The sequence below is a fragment of the Allobosea sp. NPDC055594 genome, from assembly GCF_053618995.1.
On record NZ_JBSHIO010000018.1, the window covers coordinates 49,696 to 71,418 of the forward strand.

Genomic DNA, 21,723 nt, shown 5'->3' on the forward strand with positions numbered 1-21,723 from the left:
GGCAGCGCCGTCACGGTGCGCCCGCCAGCCGCCACACCGAGCTCTTCTTGATCTCGGCATCCTCCAGCGCCCGCGTCACCGGAACCTGATAGGTCGCGACCTCGACAAGCCGGTCCTTGGGCAGGTAGCTGCGGCCAGGATCACCGATCAGCACGGTCGCGCCGCGTTTCGACAGGGCTGAAAGCCAGTCGATCACCCGCCCCGCGAGCTCGCGCTCATAGCAGATATCGCCGGCGAGCACGGTTTCCCAGCCCTCGTCCCGGCCGATCAGATCCTCGTGCCGGGGCGTGACCGAAACGCCGTTCGCCTCGGCATTGAGGCCGATCGCCGCGGCGGCGAAGGCGTCGATATCGGCTGCCGCCACATCGGCTGCGCCGGCCTTGGCCGCAGCGATGGCGACGAGCCCGGAGCCACTGGCGAAATCGAGCACGCGCCGCCCGCTCACCACCTCCGGATGGTCGAGGACATAGCGCGCCAGCGCCTGCCCACCGGCCCAGGCGAAAGCCCAGAAGGGCGGCGGCAGGCCGATCGTCGCGAGCTCCTCCTCGGTCTTCTGCCAGAGCTCGGTCGCCTCCTCGGCGACATGCAGCGAGATCTCCGGCGCGTGCGGCACCGGCAGGAGACGCGTATGGGCGCGGATGAAGCCGAGCCGATCCTCCGTCGCGAGTTCCTCGCTCATGCGACGACATCCGCCTGCGGTTGCCCGAGCAGGCCGCGATAGAGCGCCTTTACGCCTTCCATCACGTCGCGCTCGGTATAGCCGGCGAGCAGCCGCTCGCGCGCGCTCAGCCCCATGCGCTCGACCATGCCGGGCGAGCCGGCGAGCGCCATCAGCGCCCTGGTCAGGGCCGCGACATCATTGGCCGGGACGACGAAACCGTCCTGGCCGTCGCGCACGAAGCTGCGGCAGCCCGGCACGTCGGTGGTCAAGAGCGCCCGGCCGCAGGCTGCGCCTTCGAGCAAGGTGCGCGGCAGGCCCTCGCCGCCGCGCGAAGGCAGGCAGCAGACATGATGGGCCCGCCAGACCCCCTCGATGTCGCGCGTCGGCCCGGCCCATTTGATGCCGGGGCGCGACGACCATTCGCGCAAGGTCGCTTCTGGGACCGCCTTGGGGTTGGACGGATCGGGCGCACCGTGCAGGGTGAGTTCGATGCGCGCACCCTGCTTGCGCGCCAGCGTCACCGCCTCGACGGCGAGGTCGGCCCCCTTCGACCAGAGCATGCGGGCGACGACGGCGACCTTGAGCGGCGGCTGCGGCAGCATCGGCTCCGGCATCAGGATCAGCGGATCGACGCCGGCACCGCCGACGATCGCGACCTTCGTCGCATCGGCGGGATCGAGGCCCAGCATGACCGGATCATCCGGGTTCTCGAACAGGAAGCGCACCTGCGGCCCGTCGATCGCCTCGCGCAACCAGAAGCGTGCCGCCAACCGCGCCGCCTGCGCCACTGCGCCCTCGCGGGCACCGAGGAAGCCGAGCCCGGTCAGCGCATAGACCCGCCGCTCGACCCCTGCGATCTTCCCGGCGAACCCGGCGAGCGCGATCGGCTTCAGCGCGATGCAATGCAGAATCTCCGGCTGCTCGGCGGCGATCAGGTGCTTCAGCGCCATAACCTGCCGGTAGAGCGCCTTGGGCGACAGGCTGCGGCGCTCAGCCTCGAGCGCTATCAGCCTGGCGCCGGCCGCCTCGATCACGCGCCGGTGCTGGCGTTCGCGGGCGATCACCGCGACGTCGAAGCCCATCTCGCCCGCAGCCCGCGCCATAGGCAGGAAATGCGAGGCGAAGAACCAGTCCTCGGTGGCGACGAAAAGGAGCTTGCGGCGAGCCATGCGCGCATCAGGCTGATGCCGCCCCGAAAATCAAGCGCCAAGGATAGCCCCAGACAGGACTGCCATGCCTTGCAGTTGCTGGACGCGAGGTCCCATGCTTGCGACAAAGGCCCGAAAGCTCACCGCAGAACGAGACCAGCAATGGACAACCGCAACGATCTCTGGCGCCATGTCGACGCCAGCAAGCAGCGCTTCATCGAACTCAGCGATCGCGTCTGGGCGATCCCCGAGGTGTGCTACACTGAAAAGCGCTCGGTCGCCGAGCATGTCGCCGAACTGAAGCATCAGGGTTTCCGCATCACCGAGAACGTCGCCGACATCCCGACCGCGGTGATCGGTGAAGCCGGCGAAGGCGGCCCGGTCATCGCCTTCCTCGGCGAATACGACGCGCTGCCGGGCCTCAGCCAGGAGGCCGGCGTCGCAGAGCATCGCGAGATCGAGGCCGGCGGCCATGGCCATGGCTGCGGCCACAACCTGCTCGGCTCGGCCGCCCTTTTAGCCGCGACCGCGATGAAGAACTGGCTCGCCGAGAACAAGCTGCCCGGCCGCGTGCGCTATTATGGCTGCCCGGCCGAGGAAGGCGGCGCCGCCAAGGCCTTCATGGTCCGCGCCGGCGCCTTCGAGGACGCCGATATCGCGATCTCATGGCATCCGAACAGCTTCTGGGAGGTGACGCCGCCGCTCTCGCTCGCCAATACCCGCGCCGACTTCACCTTCACCGGCCGCACCTCGCATGCCGCCGCCTCGCCCGAACTCGGCCGCAGCGCGCTCGACGCCGTCGAGCTGATGAATGTCGGCGTCAACTATATGCGCGAGCACATGCCGAGCGATGCGCGTGTCCACTATGCCCTGCTCGACACCGGCGGCATCGCGCCGAACGTCGTCCAGGCCCATGCCCGCGTGCGCTATTCGATCCGCGCCCGCGATCTGCCGGGCATGCTGGAGCTCGTCAGCCGCGTCAAGAAGATCGCCGAGGGCGCCGCGCTGATGACCGAGACCAAGGTCGAGGTGAAGATCGTCAGCGCCGTCTCCAACGTCGTCGGCAACGGCCCGCTGGAAAGCGCCCTTCAGGGCATCATGGAGGATCTCGGCCCGCCGCATTTCGACGAGACCGACCAGGAGTTCGCGCGCAAGATCCGCGCGACGTTGACCCAGAAGGACATCGACGCGCTCTGGCGCTCGATCGGCCTGCCCAAGACCGATGCGGCGCTCGCCGACTTCACCGTGCCGCTCGACGCCCCGCGCAACCCGGCGATCGGCTCGACCGATGTCGGCGATGTCAGCTGGGTCGTGCCGACCGTTCAGGCGCATGCGCCGACGGTCGCGATCGGCACGCCCTTCCACACCTGGCAGGTGGTGGCGCAGGGCAAGACCCCGGCCGCTCACAAGGCGATGGTCCAGGTCGCCAAGGCGATGGCCGCGACCGGCGCCGCCGTGCTGACCGACCCTGCTTTGATGGCGGCGGCCAAGGCCGATTTCCAGAAGCGCGTCGCCGCCGATGGCGGCTATGTCTCGCCGATTCCCGCCGAGGTGAAGCCGCCGCTGACCATGTCGACCGGCGGCTGATTCCGCGCGGAACCTCCGCCGTCATTCCGGGGCGGGCCGAAGGCCTGAGTCCGGAATGACGGTGCGGCTCGTTTCCAGCGCCACAAGCACGAAAAAGGCCCGCCATTCTGGCGGGCCTTGAAGTTTGGCCGGGGAGGACGGCCTCGGGAAAGCTCAGTAATAGGTGCGGCAGACGCGGCGGGTACCGATGACCTCGCCGTAATAGTTGACCCGATCGACCAGATGGCAGCGGCGGACGGGGCCGTAGGCATAGGCCGGCTCATAACCGTAACCATAGCCATAGGCGGGGCTGGCGGCCGCGGCGGCGAGGGCGCCGACGGCCAGCGCACCGACGATGCCGGCACCGATGGCTGCGCCGCGATAGCGCGGACGGGCTTCGGCATCGGAGGTGGCGAAAACGGAAGCGCCCAGCGCCAGGGCGGCGACGGCGGCGGCGAAGCTCTTCTTGGTGCGGGTCATGTTCGTTCTCCGATTGAGTAGCCGGGTGGCGAACCATTCGCCATGATCAGGCCTTGTTCGCCCCAGAACCTGAATCGCCGGGCACTCAAAAAAGAATCGAAGACCGCCCTTTCCGAGTTCGCGACGACAGTCGGCGGCCCGCTCTCACGAGACTTGCTTTCCGCCTTCTCTGGCGTTTGATGCAGGCAGCATCGCCGAAGAAGGGCCTGCCGATGAGGACGATCACATTCGGGCTCTGCCTGGCTCTCTTCGGCACCGCCGCGGCCGCCGAGCGCTGGACCAGCAGCTACACCAGCCATGACTACGGTAAATGCCGGAAGGCCAGACCCGACGATCAGGGCGTCTCGGTGCATCGCTGCGCCGGCAAGGCCGGCATTCCGGTGATCTGGACCGCCGGCGACGATTCCTCCTCGGTCGATTTCAGCACGCGGCCGATCGCCGAGACCGTCTCGGACAAGGCGGGCTTCTTCGAAGCCGGCCGGACCATTGAATGGCGCGGGCCCAGGGGCAGCCGGCCACAAGCCGCGATTCTGCGCTACGCCACCGGCCGGAATGTCGGCAGGCTCGATGGTAGCCGCCTCGTCGTCTACCGGCTCAGCCCGGACGGCGTCTCATGCGTCATCGGCAGTGTCGATGGCCGCAGCAGTGACGCCAATGAGCAAGCGCGCCGCCTCGCCGACGAGAAGGCTACAGGCTTCCGCTGCGGCCAGGACAGCCGCAGCGAGCGCTGACCCTCAGCCGTAGAGATATTTTGGCAGCCAGAGCGCAATGCCCGGGAAGACATAGACCAGCAGCATCGCCACCAGCACCAGGGCCAGATAGGGCATCACGCCCGAGAAGATCTGGTTGATTGTGACATGCGGTGGCGCGATGCCCTTGAGATAGAAGGGCGCCATCGCCACCGGCGGCGACAGGAACGAGGTCTGGATGTTCAAGGCGATCAGGATGCCGAAGAACAGCGGATCGATCTTGAAGAACTCCAGCAGCGGCAGGAAGATCGGCACGAAGATCACGATGATCTCGGTCCATTCCAGCGGCCAGCCGAGAATGAAGATGATGATCTGCGCGACGATCAGGAACATGGTCGGCGACAGGTTGAGCGCCGTGACCAGGTTCTTGATCGGCTCGTGACCGCCGAGAATGGCGAAGATCGACGAGAAGATGAAGGAGCCGACGAAGAGCCAGCAGACCATCGCCGAGGTCCGCGCCGTCAGGATCACCGAATCCTTGACCTTGCCGAAGCTCAGCGAGCGATAGGCGGCGGCGAGGATCAGGCTGCCGAGCGAGCCCACCGCCGCGGCCTCGGTCGGCGTCGCGATGCCGAAGAAGATCGCGCCGAGCACCGACATGATCAGCAATGTCAGCGGGAAGAAGCTCGTCGCCAGCGCCCAGGCCACGGTGGTCCAGGGCACGTCGGTCTGCTCCTTCGGCAGCTTCGGCGCCAGTGCCGGGTTGAGCCAGCAGCGGATCAGCACATAGAGCATGTACATGCCGGCTAGCAGCAGGCCGGGGAACAGAGCGCCGGCATAGAGCTTGGGCACCGAGACGCCGGCCGTCGCGCCATAGAGGATCAGCATCACAGAGGGCGGGATCAGAATGCCGAGGCAGCCGCCGGCACAGACCACGCCGGCCGAGAGCTTGACGTCGTAGCCGGCCCGCAGCATCGCCGGGAAGGCCAGCAGGCCCATCAGCGTCACCACCGCACCGACGATGCCGGTAGCGGTGGCGAAGATCGCGCAGGTGGCGAGCGTCGCGATGGCGAGCGAGCCGGGGACGTTGCCGAGCGCGAGCTGGATCGAGTGGAACAGCTTGTCGAGGATGTTCGCCCGCTCGATGATGTAGCCCATGAAGATGAAGAGCGGGATCGAGACCAGGACGTCGTTGGCCATCACCGAATAGGTGCGCTGGACGACGAGGTTGAAGACCGTGTCGCCCATCGCCCAGTAGCCGAAGCCGACACCCAGCGCCATCAGCGTGAAGGCGATCGGGAAACCGAGCATGATGAAGACGATGAACAGGACGAGCATCAGCACGCCCAGTTCGGGATTACCCATGCCAAGCAGCATCAGATCGCTTTCCCGGCGTCGGGCGCGTCCTGCGCGGCCGCGGCCTGTTCCAGAATGAGCTTTTCGGTTTCCTCGACATCGTGCAGCCGCGGCGGCCATTCGCCGGTGCGCAGGCAGATGACGCAGCGCGCGACCTCGGCCAGGCCCTGCACCGTCATCAGCACACCGGCGATCGGGATCAGCGATTTGAAATGGTAGAGCGGCGGGCCGTTCGGCGAATTCGAGGAATGCTCGCCGATCATCCAGGAGAAGGCCGCGAATTTGTATCCGGCCCAGGCCAGCGCGATGATGCCGGGGAAGAAGAAGAGGACATAGAGGGCAAGATCGAGCCGCGCTTGGGTGCGCGGGCTCCAGGCCCGATAGAGGAAATCGCCGCGGACATGGGCGTTGCGGGCGAGCGCATAGGGTCCGGCCAGCATGAACAAGGTGCCGTAGAGGATGTAGCTGACATCGAAGGCCCATTCGGTCGGCGCGCGCAGCACGTAGCGGGCGAAGACCTCATAGCTGATCGCCAATGTCAGGATCAGAATGGTCCAGCCGGCGAGCTTGCCGATGGCTGTGTTCACTTTGTCGATCGCCAGGATCAGTCCCATGCGTATCCGCTGCCTGCTGCTTGCAAAACCGGGCACAGGACACCCGCCACCGCGAAAGGCGGCGGGTGTCTTCTCATCGTGCGAGCGAGATCAGCTCTTGAAGAAGTGGTTGAAGGCGAGGTCGCGCGAGGGCTCGTTGAGCCGCTGGAAGGAAACGGTGCGCTTGACCCAGTCCTTCTGGGAATCCACCACCTTCTTGAAGAAGGCGTTCTCGCCCCCGAGCTTGTCCAGCACCTTGTCCCAGGCCGCGAGCTGCGCCTTCAGGATCGCCTCCGGCGTCGCAACGACATTGACGCCCTTGGCGCGCAAGGCCTCGATATCCTTGGAATAGCGGTCGAGCGCCTTCCAGTTCATATCGGAGGACGCGGCCTCGGCCGCGAACTTGACCATCGCTTTCAGCTCGGGCGCGAGCGCGTCGAACTTGGTCTTGTTGAAGAGCAGCTCGAAGCTCTCCGCCGCCTGATGGTAGCTCTGCAGCATGTAGACCTTGGCGACGTCCTGGAAGCCGAGGATCGAGTCGGAGGACGGGTTGTTGAATTCCGCCCCGTCGATCACGCCACGCTCCAGCGCCGGTACGATCTCGCCGCCGGCAAGGATGGTGACCGCGGCCCCCATCTCGCGCTTCAGATCGGCCGCGAGCCCGACGGTGCGGTACTTGAGGCCCTTGAAGTCGTCGGCGGTCTTCAGCTCCTTCTTGAACCAGCCCAGCGGCTGGCACGGCATCGGCCCCGAGAAGAAACCGACCAGATTGAGCTTGAGCTGGTTCTGGACGAGGTCGTTGTAGAGATCGTAGCCGCCGCCATAATTCATCCAGCCAAGGAAGTTGGTGGCGTCCCAGCCCAGCGCCGGCGGCGTGCCGAACAGCGAAAAGGCCTTGTTCTTGCCATACCAATAGGCCGAGACGCCGTGGCCGCCATCGAGGATACCGGCGGCGACAGCGTCCTGCATCTGGAAGGCCGGCACGACCGCACCGGCGGCGAGCACGTCCAGCTTCAGCCGGCCGCCGGACATGTCGTTGACGCGCTTGGCGAAGTCGCCGGCGAATTCGTGGAAGATGTCCTTGGTCGGCCAGGTCGACTGGAATTTCCAGGTGACCGTCTGCGCCCGGCTGACCTGGGGCATGGCGACCGCGCCTGCCCCGGCAAGCCCGGCGACCTTGAGGAAGTTGCGCCGGCTGGCGCGCGTCTTCGTCGGTTCGGAAGTCATGGTTCTCTCCCCAGAAGCTGCGCCGTTCGACCGGCGTGCATTTGATTGCGGCTCTGATGGCCTGAGACCAGAGTTTCGTGGTCTAGAGCGTAAGGCAAGGGGAAATTAGTCGAAGGACTAAAGCCGCCGGGGAATGAGTGCTGTTCCCACGCGGAAACAAAACACCTCGGGCGCATGTTTTACTGCAGGGCACATCCGAGACGCGCAAAGAAATCCTACAGGTCCTCACCATGAAAAAGACCCGCCCGGCTCGGCCGGACGGGTCTTTTTCATGAAACTTTCGAGGCGACGCCGCCTCAGCGGCGAGAGCGCTAACTCAGCGACGACCTTTGCCGGCGACGCGCATTTCCATGTACTGGACGGCCTCGAGCAGGACGCGGCGCGGACGCTCCGCATCGCGCTTCGCCTGCTCGGCCTTGCGGATCGCCTCGCGCTCGGCCTCGGCGATGCGCTCGGCCTCCTCGCGGGCAGCCCGCTCGATCGCCGCCAGACGCTCCAGCTCCAGGCGCTCGGCCTCCTTCTTGGCCTCGCGCTCGGCCCGCGCCACCGCGATCGCCTCGCGCTCGGCCCGACGCTGCACCATCACGGGATCGTCCGGGCCGGGGCGCGCCTTGAAGCGCTCCAGCAGGGCCTTCTTCGCATTCGCGGAATTGGCCTGGCGATCAGTGAAATGGCGGTCGTTCGGATTCTTCAAGGTTTCGCTTCTCTTTTGCTTACACGGGGCGAGGCTGCCGTAGGCGGGAGCCGCTTACGGCAAATCGCGGGAGATTTGTACTGAGATCAACGCGGGGCGGCTGCGACGCCAGGGCGGGGCCGCGGCACCTTCGGCTTCGGCGCGGCGATCAGGCCTTCGCGCTGAGCCTGCTTGCGGGCGAGCTTGCGAGCGCGACGAACGGCGTCGGCCTTCTCGCGGACGCGCTGCTCCGACGGCTTCTCATAGGCGGCCCGGCGCTTCATCTCGCGAAACACGCCCTCGCGCTGCATCTTCTTCTTCAGAACTCGGAGGGCCTGGTCGACATTGTTGTCGCGCACGAGAACCTGCATGCATTGCTCCTGACAAGAGACTGGATTGGAGGGGCCAAGCAGTCGGCAGGCCCGCGATCTGCGCGGTGCGGTAGCAGACTAAGACCGCAAACGCCAGTCCATCCTTCACTGGAAGTGGCAATTAGCCGCCTTTTTTGCAAGCTTCGCCCCGGAAGGAGCTCAGCGGAGGCGCCACGACCCGCCGGATCGGCGCCGCCAGCACCGGGTGACGCAGCGTCCGCGACACACGGACGTCTAAGGGCGAAACCCTTGTTCGCGCTGGATTACTCCGCCCGGACCCGGCTGCCCGACCAGCCCGCCCGCCCTCCGGCGGACCCGGCTGCGGCATGCTGAGCGGGCCTGCTTGCGCGATGTCGGAGCAATACCCGCCATGCGCTCGGCGCGGCGCAGCCTCCCGCAAACACCGGTCGCTAGCGCCGTCGCAGACGTCGTAGCGCTTTACAACCGCCGCGATTTCGCCAAGACGGAACCCGTTGGTACTCGTCCCCTCCTGTCCCGCCCGCCCCGGTCCACCCGCGTGAGCACTCCCGCCCTCCACCAGTTCCGCCGCATCGTCGTCAAGGTCGGCTCCTCACTGCTCGTCGATCGCGCCGGTGGCCGGCTGCGCCATGCCTGGCTCGCGGCGCTCGCCGAGGACCTCGCCGAGCTGCATGCGAGCGGCACCGATGTCCTGGTCGTCTCCTCTGGCGCGATCGCACTCGGCCGGACCGTACTCAAGCTGCCGGCTGGCGCGCTCAAGCTCGAGGAGAGCCAGGCCGCAGCCGCGATCGGCCAGATCGCGCTGGCGCGCAACTGGGCCGAATCGCTCGGCCATCACGGCCTCGTCGCCGGCCAGGTCCTGCTCACCCTCGCCGATACCGAGGAGCGCCGCCGCTATCTCAACGCCCGCGCCACGCTCGGCCGCCTGCTCGACCTGCGTGCCGTGCCGGTGATCAACGAGAACGACACCGTCGCCACCTCCGAGATCCGCTATGGTGACAATGACCGGCTGGCGGCGCGGGTGGCGACCATGGCCGGCGCCGACCTGCTCGTGTTGTTTTCCGATATCGACGGACTCTACACAGCCCCACCACAGTCCAACCCCGACGCGCAGCTCATCCCGGTGGTGCCGACGATCACGCCCGCGATCGAGGCGATGGCCGGCGGCGCCGCCTCCGAACTCTCGCGCGGCGGCATGCGCACCAAGATCGAGGCCGGCAAGATCGCCACCGCCGGCGGCGCCCATATGCTGATCGCCGACGGGCGCGGCAAGAACCCGCTCCGCCAGGTCGCGCAGGGCGGCCGCTGCACCTGGTTTCTCAGCGGCTCGACACCGGCGACGGCGCGCAAGACCTGGATCGCCGGGACGCTCGAGCCGCGCGGCGCGCTGCATGTCGACGAAGGTGCTGCCCGGGCCTTGCGCGGCGGCGCCAGCCTGTTGCCGGTCGGCGTCACCCGCGTCGAAGGCAATTTCAGCCGCGGCGACGCTGTGGTGATCCGCGCCGGCGACGGCAGCGAGCTCGGCCGCGGCCTCGTCGCCTATGATGCGGACGAGGCCGGACGCGTCCTCGGCAAGGCCTCCCGCGATATCGCCGCTGTGCTGGGCTATCCTGGCCGGGCCGAGATGATTCACCGGGACGACATGGCGCTGCGCCTCGGCTACGATCGCGCCGACTGAGTGGGCACCGGATCATGACCAGCAACAGCGCCACGCGCCGGCCCGAGGCGAGCAATGAAAACGGCGAGGTCGTGGCTCTGATGCGCGAGCTCGGCAAGCGAGCGCGGGCTGCCGCGAGACAGCTCGCCTCGGCTCCGGGTTCCCGGCGCGACGAGGCCCTGCGTGCCATCGCCACGGCGCTACGCGCGCGCTCGGCCGCAATCCTCGCCGCCAACCGGCAGGATCTCGACGAGGCCCGCGCCGCCGGCCAGAACGCGGCCTATCTCGACCGGCTCGCGCTCGACGAAGACCGCCTCGCCGCGGTCGCCGAGGCCGTAGCCGGCATCGCCGCCCTGCCTGACCCCGTCGGCCGCGTGCTGGCGAGCTGGACGCAGCCGAACGGCCTGTTCTTCGAGCGTGTCGCGACGCCGCTCGGCGTCGTCGCCGTGATTTTCGAAAGCCGCCCCAATGTCACCGCCGATGCCGGCGCGCTCTGCCTGAAGAGTGGCAATGTCGCGATCCTGCGAGCCGGCTCCGACAGCTTCCGGACCTCGAGTGAAATCGCCGCTGCGATGCAGGATGGCCTTGCCGCCGCCGGCCTGCCGCGCGATGCGATCCAGCTCGTGCCCAGCCGCGACCGCGCCGCCGTCGGCGAGATCCTCGCCGGGCTCGACGGCAATGTCGACGTCGTCGTGCCGCGCGGCGGCAAGAGCCTGGTCGCGCGCGTTCAGTCCGATGCGCGCGTGCCGGTCTTCGCCCATCTCGACGGCAACTGCCACCTCTATGTCCATAGCGCGGCCGATCTGCCGATGGCGGAGGAGATCCTGCTCAACGCCAAGCTGCGCCGCACCGGCGTCTGCGGCGCGGCGGAGACCCTGCTCGTCGACGAGGCCTGCGCCACCACGCATCTGAAGCCCTTGCTCTCCGAGCTGCTCGACGCCGGCTGTGCGGTGCGCGGCGATGCGGCCTGCCAGGCCGCCGATCCGCGCGTTACCCCGGCAAGCGAGGAGGACTGGGGCACCGAATATCTCGACCGCATCATCGCGGCGAAGGTCGTCCCCGGCCTCGACGCGGCGATCGAGCATATCGAGCGCTACGGCTCCCATCACACCGATGCCATCGTCACCGGGGACGAGGGCGCGGCGCAGCGTTTCCTCGCCGAGGTCGATTCAGCGATCGTCCTTCACAATGCCTCGACCCAGTTCGCGGATGGCGGCGAATTCGGCTTCGGGGCCGAGATCGGCATCGCCACCGGGCGCATGCATGCGCGCGGTCCGGTCGGGGTCGAGCAGCTCTGCTCGTTCAAATACCGGGTGCACGGCCGGGGCCAGACCCGCCCGTGAGCACCGAGGACCTGCGCCTGCCGCCCTACGCGCCCGGCCTGCGCATCGGCCTGTTCGGCGGCTCCTTCAATCCGGCCCATGACGGGCACCGGATGGCGAGCCTGACGGCCCTGCGCCGGCTCCAGCTCGACCGCGTCTGGTGGCTGGTCAGCCCGGGAAACCCGCTGAAGGACAATCGCGCCCTGCCGCCTCTGGCGCAGCGCATCGCCTTCGCCCGCAACCTCGCCGACCATGGCCGCATCCACATCACCGGCATCGAGGCCGGCCTGCGCACCCGCTACACCGCCGATACGCTGCGCGCCCTGAAGCGGCGCTGCCCGGGCGTGCGCTTCGTCTGGATCATGGGTTCGGACAACCTCGCCAGCTTCCATCGCTGGAACGAATGGCGCGCCATCGCCCGGATGATGCCGATCGCCGTGATCGACCGGCCGGGAACGACCCATCGCTCGGTGTCCTCGCCGGCCGGGAACTGGCTGGCGCGCTGGCGCCTGCCCGAGAATCAGGGCGGCGCGCTCGCCGTCAGAACCCCACCGGCCTGGATCTTCCTGCACGGCAGGCGCTCGGATCTGTCCTCGACGCAATTGCGCGAAAACGCCGAAAACAATTGAATTATGGGCGTTGCGCGCGTAGATTGGCCCAGTCGCGCCATGAGCGCGTCGTCATATGAGGACACGGCTCTGACCCGTCAAACCCTCGGCGAAACAGGCTCCGAGCCGCTTTCGCCGGCAATCGCAGTCGATCATCCGGCCGCTGCCGGCGTAACCCTCGCGCTCCAGGTCCTCGACGACATGAAGGCCGAGGACATCACGGTCATCGACCTCGTTGGAAAGACTTCCCTGGCCGACGCCATGATCATCGCATCGGGCACGGTCAACCGTCATGTCGCGGCAATCGCGGAAAGCCTCGTCGAGAAGCTCAAGCAGGCGGGCCATGCCACGCCGAAGGTCGAGGGCATGCCGGCCTGCGACTGGGTGCTGATCGACACCGGCGACATCATCATCCACATCTTCCGTCCGGAAGTGCGCCAGTTCTACAATCTCGAGAAGATGTGGGGCGCCGACCGGCCGCATGAGCGCTTGGTCGGCTAGAGCGGGATGCGAAAGATTGGGAACCGGTCTTTCTGATGAAACCCGCTCCAGTTCCTCGGAAAGAGACGGCTGCAGCTTTCAGCTGGCGGGGCTTCGGGCTGCCGGCTGAACGCTCCCGGCTCTGAAGCCGGCCTTTCATGCGCCTTTCGATCATCGCCGTCGGCCGTCTCAAGGACGGGCCCGAACGAGATCTCTGCACGCGCTATCACGAGCGCGCCACCGGGCTTTCGCGGAATCTGGGCTTCTCCGGCCCCGACCTCCTTGAGATCGCCGAAAGCCGTGGCCGTCGCAGCGAAGAGCGCCGCAGCGAGGAAGCCCGGCTGATCGGCGAGCGTCTGCCGGCGGGGCTGGTCATCGCGCTCGACGAGCGCGGCAAGAGCTTCGGCAGCGAGGCCTTCGCCGGACGTCTTGCCGCTGCCCGCGATGCCGGCACGCCGGCCGCCACCCTGCTGATCGGCGGCGCCGACGGGCTCGCCGAGGAACTGCGAGCCCGCGCCGGACTGGTTCTGTCCTTCGGCGCGCTCACCATCCCGCACCAGATCGTCCGCGCTCTGGCGCTCGAACAGCTCTATCGGGCGATGACGATCCTGTCCGGACATCCTTATCATCGCGCATGACCCGCCATCACCGGCCGATTCGTGACCGCTCCCGCCGGCAGACGCTCTGGCCGCTGCTGCTGAGTGCCTGCCTCGCGGCAGGGAGCGCCATCGGCCAGGAAGCCGAGCCGCCCGAGCAGCAGCAGCTTTCCCGGGAAGCCGAGCAGAAGCAGCTGGAAAAGCGCGCCCACGAAAGCGAGCTCAAGGCGATCGAGGAGCGGCTCGCCGGCAATGCCGAGGCCCGCGCCAAGCTCGAGGCCGAGATCGCCGGCATCCGAGCCGACCGCGCCCGCCTCAATGCCGCGCTGCTCGAGACCACCGCCAAGACGCAAGGCGCCGAGGCCCGCATCGCCGCGCTCGAGCAGCGGCTTGCCCTGCTCCAGAACAGCGAGGCCGCGATCCGGCGCTCGCTCGAGAGCCGGCGCGGGCTGATCGGCGAGGTACTCGCCGCCCTCCAGCGCATCGGCCACCGTCCGCCACCGGCCGTGCTGGTCCGACCCGAGGATATCCTCGAAGCCGTCCGCGCCTCAATGCTGCTCGGTGCGGTCGTGCCTGATCTGCGCCAGGAGATCACCATTCTCGCCACCGATCTCGGCGAGCTGGTCCGCCTGCGCGAGGGCATCGCCGGCGAGCGCAAGGCGATCGGCAGCGAGATGGAGCAACTGGCCGGCGAACGCCAGCGCCTCGCCTCCCTGGTAGAAGCCAGGCGCGAGCGCGAGACCAGCGCCGCCCGGGACATCGAGACCCAGCGCGGTGCCGCCGGCGCGCTGGCGGCGCAGGCCAAGACGCTGCGCGACTTCGTCGAGCGCATGGAGAAGGAGATCTCGGTCGCCAACCGCGCCGCGGAAGCGGCCCGTCAGGCGCTCGAGAACGAGACCCGCGAACAGCGTCAGCGCATGGCCGCACTCGCCTTCCGCGACCCGGCGCGGCTCGCCCCGAAAATCGCCTTCGCGGAAGCTCGGGGCATGCTCCCGCTGCCCGTGGCAGGATCACAATTGCGTGGATTCGGCGCTAATGACGAGCTCGGAGTCGCGACGCGGGGAATATCGCTTTCCACCCGCCCGAATGCCGTTGTTTCGTCACCTTCCGATGCCTGGGTGGTCTATGCCGGATCGTTCCGGTCCTTTGGCCAACTCTTGATACTGAATGCCGGCAATGGTTACTATATCCTTCTGGCGGGCATGCAGCGTATCGATGTATCGCTCAATCAGTTCGTGCTCGCCGGCGAACCGGTAGCGGTGATGGGCGAGACTGCCGAAGCGGCGGCGGCGAATGTTGGAGCGGGAGCCGGCGAGCCGGTTCTCTATGTCGAATTCAGGAAAGACGGCGTCTCGATCGACCCGACGCCCTGGTGGAAAAAACCGCAAAGCGAAAAGGTTCGCGGATGATGCGCAAGGTCTCTCTCGTTCTCGCAGGCGCGATCGCCGGCGCCGGCCTCACCGGCCTCGCGACGCAAACGGGCCTGCTCTCCTCGACCAGCGCGGTCGCGGCCTCCGCGGAGGTCTATCGCAGCCTCAACCTGTTCGGCGACATCTTCGAGAAGATTCGCACCGACTATGTCGAGAAGCCGGATGAGCAGAAGCTGATCGAGGCCGCCATCAACGGCATGGTCTCCTCGCTCGACCCGCATTCGGCCTTCCTGGACGCCAAGAGCTTCCGCGACATGGACATCGACATGCGCGGCCAGTTCGGCGGCCTCGGCATCGAGGTCACCATGGAGGACGGTGTCCTCAAGGTCGCCAAGCCGATCCGCGACACGCCCGCCTCCAAGGCCGGCATCCTGGCCGGCGACATCATCCGCCAGATCGACGGCGAGGAGGTCAAGGGCCTCAGCCTGAACCAGGCCGTCGAGAAGATGCGCGGCATCATCAACACCCAGGTCAAGCTCAAGATCGAGCGCGCCAAGTCCGAGCCGCTGGAGTTCACCCTAACCCGGTCCAATATCGTGGTGCCGGCGGTCGAGGAGCGCGTCGAGGGCGATGTCGGCTATATCCGCATCGGCACCTTCAGCGAACAGACCTATGAGGGCCTGCGCAAGAGCATCGAGAAGCTCAACGCCGAGATCGGCGCCGACAAGCTCAAGGGCTACATCATCGATCTCCGCAATAATCGCGGCGGCCGTCTCGACCAGTCGGTGCTGGTCTCGGACGCCTTCCTCGAGCGTGGCAAGATCGTCTCGACCCGCGGTCGCAACGCCGAGGAGACCCAGGTCTTCAACGCCAAGGCCGGCGACCTGACCAAGGGCAAGCCGGTCGTGGTGCTGATCAACGGCTCCTCTGCCTCGGCGGCGGAGATCGTCGCCGGCGCCTTGCAGGACCACAAGCGCGCCACCGTGATGGGCTCGCGCTCCTTCGGCAAAGGCTCGGTGCAGACCGTGATCCGGCTCGGCGACCAGGGTGGCCTGCGCCTGACCACGGCGCGCTATTACACCCCGTCCGGCAACTCGATCCAGGCCAAGGGCATCACGCCCGACATCGAGATCATCCAGGACGTCCCGGCCGAGTTGAAGGACAAGGTCGAGAACAAGGGCGAGGCCTCGCTGAAGGGCCATCTGAAGTCGGGTGACGGCAAGGAAGAGCAGTCCGGCTCGGCGTCCTACGTCCCGGCCGATGCAACCAAGGACACGCAGCTGATCGCGGCGCTGAACCTGCTGCGCGGGGTCAAGAAGGACGCCACCGCAGCTGCGCCCGCACCGGCACCCAAGGCCGAGCCCGCGCCGGCGGACGCGCCGAAGCCCAACTGAGCCTGGCCGGACCGTCATTGAACGCCGCCGCGCCGCAACCGGCGCGGCGAGGCTTTATGGCCGATGCGGCTGATTGCCGGTTGATTTCGCTCCGAATCATCCGACTCTGGGCTGCGGACTGATTCGCGTCCGCGCCCAATCAGCGAGGACGGCTTCTTGGCCGGAATGCCGCTCAGCGAACTCGACCAGCCTCTCGGCCGGAAACGGCGTGCGCGCCCGCGCCTGCCGGTTGGACGCTGGCTGTCGCTCGGGCTCGCGGGCACGCTGCTCCTGATCTTCACCGCCCTGACGCTCTACGCTGGCCTGCGCCGCGATCCCGATGGCGGCGAGCCCATGGCGACCGCCGCCATCCGCGAAAGGGCGCCGGCACCCGAAATCGCCGCAGCCATCCCCCAGAGCGGCCGCATGGAGGAGTCCCACGGTCCTGCCAGCGCCCGCCAGCTCGAGACCGAATCCGGCGTCACCGTGGTCAGGCCGGGCTCGGACGCGCCGGGTGCCATCGTCATCACCGTGCCCGACGATGGTGCGGTCAGGCTCGCCGCCGCGCCCGACAAGCGGCTGATCGAGCGAACCCGCCATGGCTACCTGCCCAAGGTCGGGCCCGATGGCGCGGCGCCGGCGCAGGTCTATGCCCGCCCGCTCGGCCCCGCCCCCGCAACCAAGCCCGCCGGCCGCATCGCGATCATGGTCGGCGGCCTCGGCATCAGCCAGAGCTCGACCAGCGAGGCGATCGCGCGCCTGCCCGGCGCCGTCTCCCTCGCCTTCGCGCCCTATGGCGCCGATCTCGAGAAGACCGCTGCCCGCGCCCGCGCCGAAGGCCACGAGGTCTTCCTGCAGGTGCCGATGGAGCCCTTCGACTATCCGGACAACGATCCGGGCCCGCACACCCTGCTCACCGGCCCGAAGGGCGCCGATAATCTCGACCGGCTGCAATGGGCGCTCGGGCGCTTCACCGGCTATGTCGGCATCGTCAATTTTCTCGGCGGCCGCCTGACGGCGGACGACGCCGCCCTGACGCCGCTGCTGCGCGAGGTCGCCGGCCGCGGCCTGATGGTGGTCGATGACGGTTCCTCGGCGCGCAGCCAGCTCGCCCCGGCGGCAACGCGGGCACAGATTCCGGCGCTGAAGGCCGATCTTGCCCTCGACGGCGCACCCCGTGCCGATGCCATCGACAAGGAGCTGCAGCGGTTGGAGACGCTCGCCCGCGAGAACGGCGTCGCGGTCGCGACCGCGAGCGCACTGCCGGTCACGATCGAACGCATCACGCGCTGGGCGAGAACCCTCGAGGCCAAGGGCCTCATCATCGTGCCGGTCAGCGCCGCGCGCGGCTTCCGCAACCCTTCGAGCACCGGCTCCCTGAGATGACCACCAAACCGCCCGCCGGCTACCGGCCCTGTGTCGGCCTTGCCCTGTTCAACCGCGAAGGCCTGGTCTTCCTCGGCCGCCGCGCCAATCGCAGCCAGCGCGAGCATGTCGCCCCCGGCCATGAATGGCAGATGCCGCAGGGCGGCATCGACGCCGGCGAGCAGCCCCTGCAGGCGGCCTATCGCGAACTGCGCGAGGAAACCAATGTCGCCTCGGTCACGCTGCTGGCCGAGGCGCCGGACTGGCTGAGCTATGACCTGCCGCACGAGATCGGCAAGGAGGCCTGGCGCGGGCGCTATCGCGGCCAGTCGCAGAAATGGTTCGCCTTCCGCTTCGAGGGCGAGGAAGACGAGATCGACATCGCCAATCCAGCCGGCGGCCACAAGGCGGAATTCGATTCCTGGCGCTGGGCGCCGCTGGCGGATACGCCCGAGCTGATCATCCCGTTCAAGCGCGAGGTCTATCGCGAAGTGACGCGGCTCTTCGCCGGTTTCACGCACGCCTGAGGCCGCCTCCCCTGGAAACAGCGCAAGCCCGGCGAGGTCGATGCCTTGCCGGGCTTTCGCTCCCAGCGCCCCGTCGGGCGAGAGAGCGGGTTTGTCCGCAGCGGCTTACTTGCGGGCCGAGTCGAGCTGCTCGTGGGTCTTCTCGACCTCCTGCGCCTTCAGATAGCTCTCGATCAGCAGCTGATAGGCCGGGAAGATCTTGGTGTAGACGCCGGCCCATTCCTGGGCGTCCTCGCGGTTCCAGGTCTTCTGGATCTCGGAGGCGACGGCCGCGGTGTCCATCGGCACGACACCCGCCTGGACGACCCGGGCCAGGGTGATTTCCTGCGCCATCTTGGAATAGGTGCCGGAGGCATCGATCACGGCGAAGACCTTGTAGCCCTCCTGCACCGCCGAGATCGCCGGGAAGGCCATGCAGACCGAGGTGATCGTGCCGGCGATGATCAGCGTCTTGCGGCCCGTCGCCTTCACCGCCGCGACGAAATCGGGATTGTCCCAGGCGTTGATCTCGCCCTTGCGCGCCACATATCTCGCATGCGGGGCATTGGCATGGATCTCGGGGATCAGCGGTCCGTTCGGGCCCTGCGGCACCGAGGCGGTGGTGATCACCGGGATGTTCGCAAGCGTCGCCATCTTGGCCAGCGCGGCGGCGTGGTTGCGCAGGACCGGCATCGGCATGTCGCCGACGGTCTGGAACAGGCCGCTCTGATGGTCGATCAGCAGCATCACCGCTTCATTGGGGTCGATGACCGGGCGCTGGCCGTTGAAATTGGCGACATTCGTATTGGTGGTCATGATGATCTCCTGTCTGCTCACCCTCGCTCAAGGACCGAAATTCACTTCGACGCCTTGGTCGTGGTGTAGCTGTTGATCAGGTTGCGGTAGTCGGGGATGTGGTTGGCGAACAAAGCGCCCAGCCCCTCGACATCGTTGCGCCAGTCGCGGTGCAACTCGCAGGCGACGCCGAACCAGGTCATCAGCTGCGCCCCGGCCTTGGACATGCGGTCCCAGGCGGAATGGCGGGTGACCTCGTTGAAGGTGCCGGAAGCGTCCGTCACGACAAAGACCTCATAACCTTCCTCGAGAGCCGAAAGAGCCGGAAAGGCGACGCAGACCTCGGTCACGATGCCGGCGATGATGAGCTGCTTGCGCCCCGTCGCCTTCACCGCCTTGACGAAGTCCTCATTGTCCCAGGCATTGATCTGGCCCGGGCGCGGAATGAACGGGGCGTTCGGCAGCTTCTCCCTCAGCTCGGGCATCAGCGGGCCGTTGGGGCCGTCCTCGAAGCTCGTGGTCAGAACCGAGGGCAGCTTGAAGTATTGGGCGATATCGGCCAGCGCCAGCACATTGTTGCGGAATGAATCCGGCTGGATATCGCGCACCAGGGATGAAAGACCGGCCTGATGATCGACCAGCAATACGGCGGCCTTGTCCTTGTCGAGACGGTTGTAGCTCATGGTCATGCTCCTTGCTTGACATCTCATCCGCCCGCTTGAGAACGCCATCACGCGATGGCGAGCGAAGGTCGCGCGCGGGCTCGGTCGCGACCTTCGTCAGGCAGAATGTTCCGGCCGAGCAGCCCTCAGGCGGGGATCGCCCCGAAGCGGCCGGCCCGGAAATCGGCGAAGGCCTGGTTCAGCTCCTCGGCCGTGTTCATGACGAAGGGCCCGCGCATCGCGACCGGTTCCGCAATCGGCTCGCCGCCGAGCAGCAGAACACTGGCATCGCTTTCCGCGGCGAGGCTGATGGCGCCGCCCTCGCGGTCGAGCAGGACGAACTGCCCCGCATGCGCCGTCGCAGCACCGTTGACGCGCACGGTTCCGCGCAGCAGGGCGAGCCCCGCCATGTGGCCTTCCGGCAGATCGAGCGTGACCGACTTGCCCTGCTTCAGCTGCAGGTCCCAGAGCGCGATCGGCGTGAAGCTGCGGGCCGGCCCCCGATGGCCCTGATATTCGCCGGCGATGACGCGCAGCCGGCCGGCGTCACCCGGCAGGGTTACCGCGGGGATGTCACGGTCGAGTAGCGTCTGGTAGCCCGGTTCGGCATTCTTGTGCTTCGCCGGCAGGTTCACCCAGAGCTGCACCATGTCGAGCGTGCCGCCCCGGCGGGTGAAGGCCTGCGAATGGAATTCCTCGTGCAGGATGCCGGACGCCGCCGTCATCCACTGGACATCGCCCGGACCGATCACACCGCCGGCACCGGTCGAGTCGCGATGCTCGACTTCGCCCTGATAGACGATCGTCACGGTCTCGAAGCCGCGATGCGGATGCACGCCGACGCCGCGCGGCCGCTCGGCTGGCGCGAATGCGGCCGGACCGGCATGGTCGAGATGCAGGAAGGGGCTGACATGCTCGCCCTGCACCGCATGCGAGAGCATGGAGCGCACCGGAAACCCGTCCCCAACCCAATGCGGCGCCGGACTGCTGTAGATGCCTCGAACCTGTCTCACGGTCTTTCTCCCTTTCGGCCGCCTGGGGCGTTCCATCTGAAGAGAAACCTATATCTGCGACAAAACTCGCAGTAGACCGAGGATTGGGATACAATGTCCTGAATTCAGGACATTGATCACGGGTCACGACATGCAGGACCTCAACGACTTCCGTCTTTTCGTCGATGTCGTCGAACAGAACGGCTTCGCCGCCGCGGCCCGCAAGCTGAACCTGCCGCGTTCGCGGCTCAGCCGTCGCATCGGCCTCCTCGAGGAGAGCCTCGGCGTGCGCCTGATCCAGCGTTCGACGCGGCAATTCATGGTCACCGAGATCGGCCGCGAATTCTACCGGCATTGCCTGGCCATGGTGGTCGAAGCCGAGGCTGCGAAGGAGGCGATCGAACGGATACGGGCCGAGCCGCAAGGCGTGGTGCGGGTCAGTTGCCCGGCTTCGCTGATCTATTTCCGGATCGCCGACATGATCGCCCGCTTCATGGGCAAGCATCCCAAGGTCACGGTCCATCTCGAAAGCACCAATCGACGCATCGACGTGATCCGGGAAGGTTTCGACATCGCGCTCCGCGTCCGCTTTCCGCCGCTGGATGATAGCGACCTGGTGATCCGCAAGCTGGCGACCAGCCGGCAGCGGCTGGTGGCGAGCCCGGCCCTGATCGCCGACTGCTTCTCGCGGCCGCTGGTCCCGGCCGACCTCTCGGAGCTTCCGAGCCTAGCCTGGGACTCGGCCCGGACCAGCCATGAATGGCGCCTGGACGGGCCTGGCGGCGCGACGGCCATCATCCCGCACAGGCCGAGATTGGTGACCGAGGACATGGTCGCGCTCCGGCAGGCGGCGCTGGCCGGTATCGGCGTCGGCCAGCTGCCGCTGATGGTGATCCCGCAGGATCTGAAATCCGGCCGGCTGGTCGACATCCTGCCGCACTGGGCGCCGCAGGCCGGCATCATCCATGCCGCCTTCCCCTCCCGGCGCGGCCTGCTGCCTTCGGTGCGCAGCCTGCTCGACTTCCTGGCCGCCGAATATCTCGCTCTCGGCGGGGCCGACAGTGAATATGAGAGCGCCGGGGAGACGATCTGACGGACACCATGCTTGACGCCCGCATGCCCCCGCGGCCCCGGCAGAGCCCCTTGACTTCGGGGGGCCCTGCTTACTCCGCGGCTGATTTCTGGGTGTATCCGAGTTTCTGGTTGAGTTCCTCGAGGAGCTTTTCGGCGGCGTCGGCGATGACGGTTCCGGGC

23 protein-coding genes are annotated in these 21,723 nt (G+C 67.5%); 12 read left to right on the forward strand and 11 right to left on the reverse strand.

The window, feature by feature from the left end:
• Positions 1-10 precede the first annotated feature (10 nt).
• Both ACWGRX_RS23960 and ACWGRX_RS23965 read right to left on the reverse strand, forming a co-directional pair.
• Positions 11-679 (reverse strand): class I SAM-dependent methyltransferase, encoded by a 669-nt coding sequence (locus tag ACWGRX_RS23960; protein ID WP_452119613.1) that lies wholly within the window; start codon positions 677-679, stop codon positions 11-13.
• A complete protein-coding gene (locus tag ACWGRX_RS23965) occupies positions 676-1,830 on the reverse strand; it encodes a glycosyltransferase family 4 protein (RefSeq protein ID WP_452119614.1) in 1,155 nt (384 codons plus the stop codon). The genes ACWGRX_RS23960 and ACWGRX_RS23965 overlap by 4 nt, the downstream gene beginning before the upstream one ends.
• Positions 1,831-1,971: 141 nt before the next feature.
• Between ACWGRX_RS23965 and ACWGRX_RS23970 the strand changes: the two genes are divergently transcribed.
• A complete protein-coding gene (locus tag ACWGRX_RS23970; RefSeq protein ID WP_452119615.1) occupies positions 1,972-3,396 on the forward strand; it encodes a M20 family metallopeptidase in 1,425 nt (474 codons plus the stop codon).
• Between the two features lie 153 nt (positions 3,397-3,549).
• Here ACWGRX_RS23970 and ACWGRX_RS23975 read toward each other — a convergent pair whose 3' ends face one another.
• Entirely contained in the window at positions 3,550-3,855 is a 306-nt protein-coding gene (locus tag ACWGRX_RS23975; RefSeq protein ID WP_452119616.1) for a hypothetical protein, read from the reverse strand.
• Between the two features lie 212 nt (positions 3,856-4,067).
• On the opposite strand from ACWGRX_RS23975, the gene ACWGRX_RS23980 reads away from it, so the two are divergent.
• On the forward strand, positions 4,068-4,586 hold the full coding sequence (locus ACWGRX_RS23980; protein WP_452119617.1) for a hypothetical protein: 519 nt from the start codon (positions 4,068-4,070) through the stop codon (positions 4,584-4,586).
• 3 nt (positions 4,587-4,589) lie between these two features.
• Here the strand turns inward: ACWGRX_RS23980 and ACWGRX_RS23985 are convergent, their stop codons facing one another.
• From ACWGRX_RS23985 to rpsU, 5 genes are all read right to left on the reverse strand, one after another.
• A complete protein-coding gene (locus ACWGRX_RS23985; RefSeq protein WP_291648596.1) occupies positions 4,590-5,909 on the reverse strand; it encodes a TRAP transporter large permease in 1,320 nt (439 codons plus the stop codon).
• Positions 5,910-5,920: 11 nt separating this feature from the next.
• A complete protein-coding gene (locus ACWGRX_RS23990) occupies positions 5,921-6,514 on the reverse strand; it encodes a TRAP transporter small permease subunit (RefSeq protein ID WP_291638986.1) in 594 nt (197 codons plus the stop codon).
• Between the two features lie 90 nt (positions 6,515-6,604).
• Positions 6,605-7,720, reverse strand: a complete 1,116-nt coding sequence (locus ACWGRX_RS23995) for a TRAP transporter substrate-binding protein (RefSeq protein WP_452119618.1) — start codon at positions 7,718-7,720, stop codon at positions 6,605-6,607.
• A 316-nt stretch (positions 7,721-8,036) separates the two neighbouring features.
• The gene (locus ACWGRX_RS24000; RefSeq protein WP_291638984.1) at positions 8,037-8,414 is read right to left on the reverse strand and encodes a DUF6481 family protein; all 378 of its coding nucleotides are present in this window, start codon (positions 8,412-8,414) and stop codon (positions 8,037-8,039) included.
• 86 nt (positions 8,415-8,500) lie between these two features.
• Positions 8,501-8,764 carry a 30S ribosomal protein S21 gene (gene rpsU, locus ACWGRX_RS24005; RefSeq protein WP_291638983.1) on the reverse strand — a complete coding sequence of 88 codons (264 nt, stop codon included), beginning with the start codon at positions 8,762-8,764 and terminating at the stop codon, positions 8,501-8,503.
• A 517-nt stretch (positions 8,765-9,281) separates the two neighbouring features.
• Here rpsU and proB point away from each other — a divergent pair.
• From proB to ACWGRX_RS24050, 9 genes are all read left to right on the forward strand, one after another.
• Positions 9,282-10,421 carry a glutamate 5-kinase gene (gene proB, locus ACWGRX_RS24010; RefSeq protein WP_291638982.1) on the forward strand — a complete coding sequence of 380 codons (1,140 nt, stop codon included), beginning with the start codon at positions 9,282-9,284 and terminating at the stop codon, positions 10,419-10,421.
• An 80-nt stretch (positions 10,422-10,501) separates the two neighbouring features.
• Positions 10,502-11,743 (forward strand): glutamate-5-semialdehyde dehydrogenase, encoded by a 1,242-nt coding sequence (locus ACWGRX_RS24015; RefSeq protein WP_452119625.1) that lies wholly within the window; start codon positions 10,502-10,504, stop codon positions 11,741-11,743.
• Positions 11,740-12,351 (forward strand): nicotinate-nucleotide adenylyltransferase, encoded by a 612-nt coding sequence (locus ACWGRX_RS24020; RefSeq protein ID WP_291638981.1) that lies wholly within the window; start codon positions 11,740-11,742, stop codon positions 12,349-12,351. The genes ACWGRX_RS24015 and ACWGRX_RS24020 overlap by 4 nt, the downstream gene beginning before the upstream one ends.
• Positions 12,352-12,390: 39 nt before the next feature.
• A complete protein-coding gene (rsfS, locus tag ACWGRX_RS24025; RefSeq protein WP_291638980.1) occupies positions 12,391-12,831 on the forward strand; it encodes a ribosome silencing factor in 441 nt (146 codons plus the stop codon).
• A gap of 137 nt (positions 12,832-12,968) precedes the next feature.
• Positions 12,969-13,448 carry a 23S rRNA (pseudouridine(1915)-N(3))-methyltransferase RlmH gene (gene rlmH, locus ACWGRX_RS24030; RefSeq protein ID WP_291638979.1) on the forward strand — a complete coding sequence of 160 codons (480 nt, stop codon included), beginning with the start codon at positions 12,969-12,971 and terminating at the stop codon, positions 13,446-13,448.
• Positions 13,445-14,815, forward strand: a complete 1,371-nt coding sequence (locus ACWGRX_RS24035) for a murein hydrolase activator EnvC family protein (protein WP_452119619.1) — start codon at positions 13,445-13,447, stop codon at positions 14,813-14,815. The genes rlmH and ACWGRX_RS24035 overlap by 4 nt, the downstream gene beginning before the upstream one ends.
• A complete protein-coding gene (locus tag ACWGRX_RS24040) occupies positions 14,815-16,170 on the forward strand; it encodes a S41 family peptidase (protein WP_291638977.1) in 1,356 nt (451 codons plus the stop codon). The genes ACWGRX_RS24035 and ACWGRX_RS24040 overlap by 1 nt, the downstream gene beginning before the upstream one ends.
• Positions 16,171-16,335: 165 nt before the next feature.
• Positions 16,336-17,535 (forward strand): divergent polysaccharide deacetylase family protein, encoded by a 1,200-nt coding sequence (locus ACWGRX_RS24045; RefSeq protein ID WP_452119626.1) that lies wholly within the window; start codon positions 16,336-16,338, stop codon positions 17,533-17,535.
• Positions 17,532-18,041: an RNA pyrophosphohydrolase gene (locus ACWGRX_RS24050; protein ID WP_452119620.1), complete on the forward strand. Its 510-nt coding sequence runs from the start codon at positions 17,532-17,534 to the stop codon at positions 18,039-18,041. Before ACWGRX_RS24045 ends, ACWGRX_RS24050 begins: the two co-directional genes overlap by 4 nt.
• A 105-nt stretch (positions 18,042-18,146) precedes the next feature.
• Here the strand turns inward: ACWGRX_RS24050 and ACWGRX_RS24055 are convergent, their stop codons facing one another.
• From ACWGRX_RS24055 to ACWGRX_RS24065, 3 genes are all read right to left on the reverse strand, one after another.
• Positions 18,147-18,836, reverse strand: coding sequence for a hydrolase (locus ACWGRX_RS24055; RefSeq protein WP_452119621.1), 690 nt, complete (start codon positions 18,834-18,836; stop codon positions 18,147-18,149).
• Between the two features lie 41 nt (positions 18,837-18,877).
• Entirely contained in the window at positions 18,878-19,498 is a 621-nt protein-coding gene (ycaC, locus tag ACWGRX_RS24060; protein ID WP_291638973.1) for an isochorismate family cysteine hydrolase YcaC, read from the reverse strand.
• A gap of 125 nt (positions 19,499-19,623) precedes the next feature.
• On the reverse strand, positions 19,624-20,490 hold the full coding sequence (locus ACWGRX_RS24065; RefSeq protein ID WP_452119622.1) for a pirin family protein: 867 nt from the start codon (positions 20,488-20,490) through the stop codon (positions 19,624-19,626).
• 130 nt (positions 20,491-20,620) lie between these two features.
• On the opposite strand from ACWGRX_RS24065, the gene ACWGRX_RS24070 reads away from it, so the two are divergent.
• Positions 20,621-21,562, forward strand: coding sequence for a LysR family transcriptional regulator (locus ACWGRX_RS24070; protein WP_452119623.1), 942 nt, complete (start codon positions 20,621-20,623; stop codon positions 21,560-21,562).
• The last annotated feature ends 161 nt before the right edge of the window (positions 21,563-21,723 follow it).

What these genes read in the sequence shown, in the direction of transcription:
- ACWGRX_RS24035 (WP_452119619.1), top strand. Translation starts at nt 13,445, where the DNA reads ATGACCCGCCATCACCGGCCGATTCGTGACCGCTCCCGCCGGCAGACG.
- ACWGRX_RS23980 (WP_452119617.1), top strand. Translation starts at nt 4,068, where the DNA reads ATGAGGACGATCACATTCGGGCTCTGCCTGGCTCTCTTCGGCACCGCC.
- ACWGRX_RS24015 (WP_452119625.1), top strand. Translation starts at nt 10,502, where the DNA reads ATGCGCGAGCTCGGCAAGCGAGCGCGGGCTGCCGCGAGACAGCTCGCC.
- ACWGRX_RS23985 (WP_291648596.1), bottom strand. Translation starts at nt 5,909, where the DNA reads ATGGGTAATCCCGAACTGGGCGTGCTGATGCTCGTCCTGTTCATCGTC.
- ACWGRX_RS24045 (WP_452119626.1), top strand. Translation starts at nt 16,336, where the DNA reads ATGCCGCTCAGCGAACTCGACCAGCCTCTCGGCCGGAAACGGCGTGCG.
- ACWGRX_RS24040 (WP_291638977.1), top strand. Translation starts at nt 14,815, where the DNA reads ATGCGCAAGGTCTCTCTCGTTCTCGCAGGCGCGATCGCCGGCGCCGGC.
- ACWGRX_RS23970 (WP_452119615.1), top strand. Translation starts at nt 1,972, where the DNA reads ATGGACAACCGCAACGATCTCTGGCGCCATGTCGACGCCAGCAAGCAG.
- ACWGRX_RS23995 (WP_452119618.1), bottom strand. Translation starts at nt 7,720, where the DNA reads ATGACTTCCGAACCGACGAAGACGCGCGCCAGCCGGCGCAACTTCCTC.
- rsfS (WP_291638980.1), top strand. Translation starts at nt 12,391, where the DNA reads ATGAGCGCGTCGTCATATGAGGACACGGCTCTGACCCGTCAAACCCTC.
- ycaC (WP_291638973.1), bottom strand. Translation starts at nt 19,498, where the DNA reads ATGAGCTACAACCGTCTCGACAAGGACAAGGCCGCCGTATTGCTGGTC.
- ACWGRX_RS24050 (WP_452119620.1), top strand. Translation starts at nt 17,532, where the DNA reads ATGACCACCAAACCGCCCGCCGGCTACCGGCCCTGTGTCGGCCTTGCC.
- ACWGRX_RS23960 (WP_452119613.1), bottom strand. Translation starts at nt 679, where the DNA reads ATGAGCGAGGAACTCGCGACGGAGGATCGGCTCGGCTTCATCCGCGCC.
- rlmH (WP_291638979.1), top strand. Translation starts at nt 12,969, where the DNA reads ATGCGCCTTTCGATCATCGCCGTCGGCCGTCTCAAGGACGGGCCCGAA.
- ACWGRX_RS23975 (WP_452119616.1), bottom strand. Translation starts at nt 3,855, where the DNA reads ATGACCCGCACCAAGAAGAGCTTCGCCGCCGCCGTCGCCGCCCTGGCG.
- ACWGRX_RS24070 (WP_452119623.1), top strand. Translation starts at nt 20,621, where the DNA reads ATGCAGGACCTCAACGACTTCCGTCTTTTCGTCGATGTCGTCGAACAG.
- ACWGRX_RS23990 (WP_291638986.1), bottom strand. Translation starts at nt 6,514, where the DNA reads ATGGGACTGATCCTGGCGATCGACAAAGTGAACACAGCCATCGGCAAG.
- ACWGRX_RS23965 (WP_452119614.1), bottom strand. Translation starts at nt 1,830, where the DNA reads ATGGCTCGCCGCAAGCTCCTTTTCGTCGCCACCGAGGACTGGTTCTTC.
- rpsU (WP_291638983.1), bottom strand. Translation starts at nt 8,764, where the DNA reads ATGCAGGTTCTCGTGCGCGACAACAATGTCGACCAGGCCCTCCGAGTT.
- ACWGRX_RS24055 (WP_452119621.1), bottom strand. Translation starts at nt 18,836, where the DNA reads ATGACCACCAATACGAATGTCGCCAATTTCAACGGCCAGCGCCCGGTC.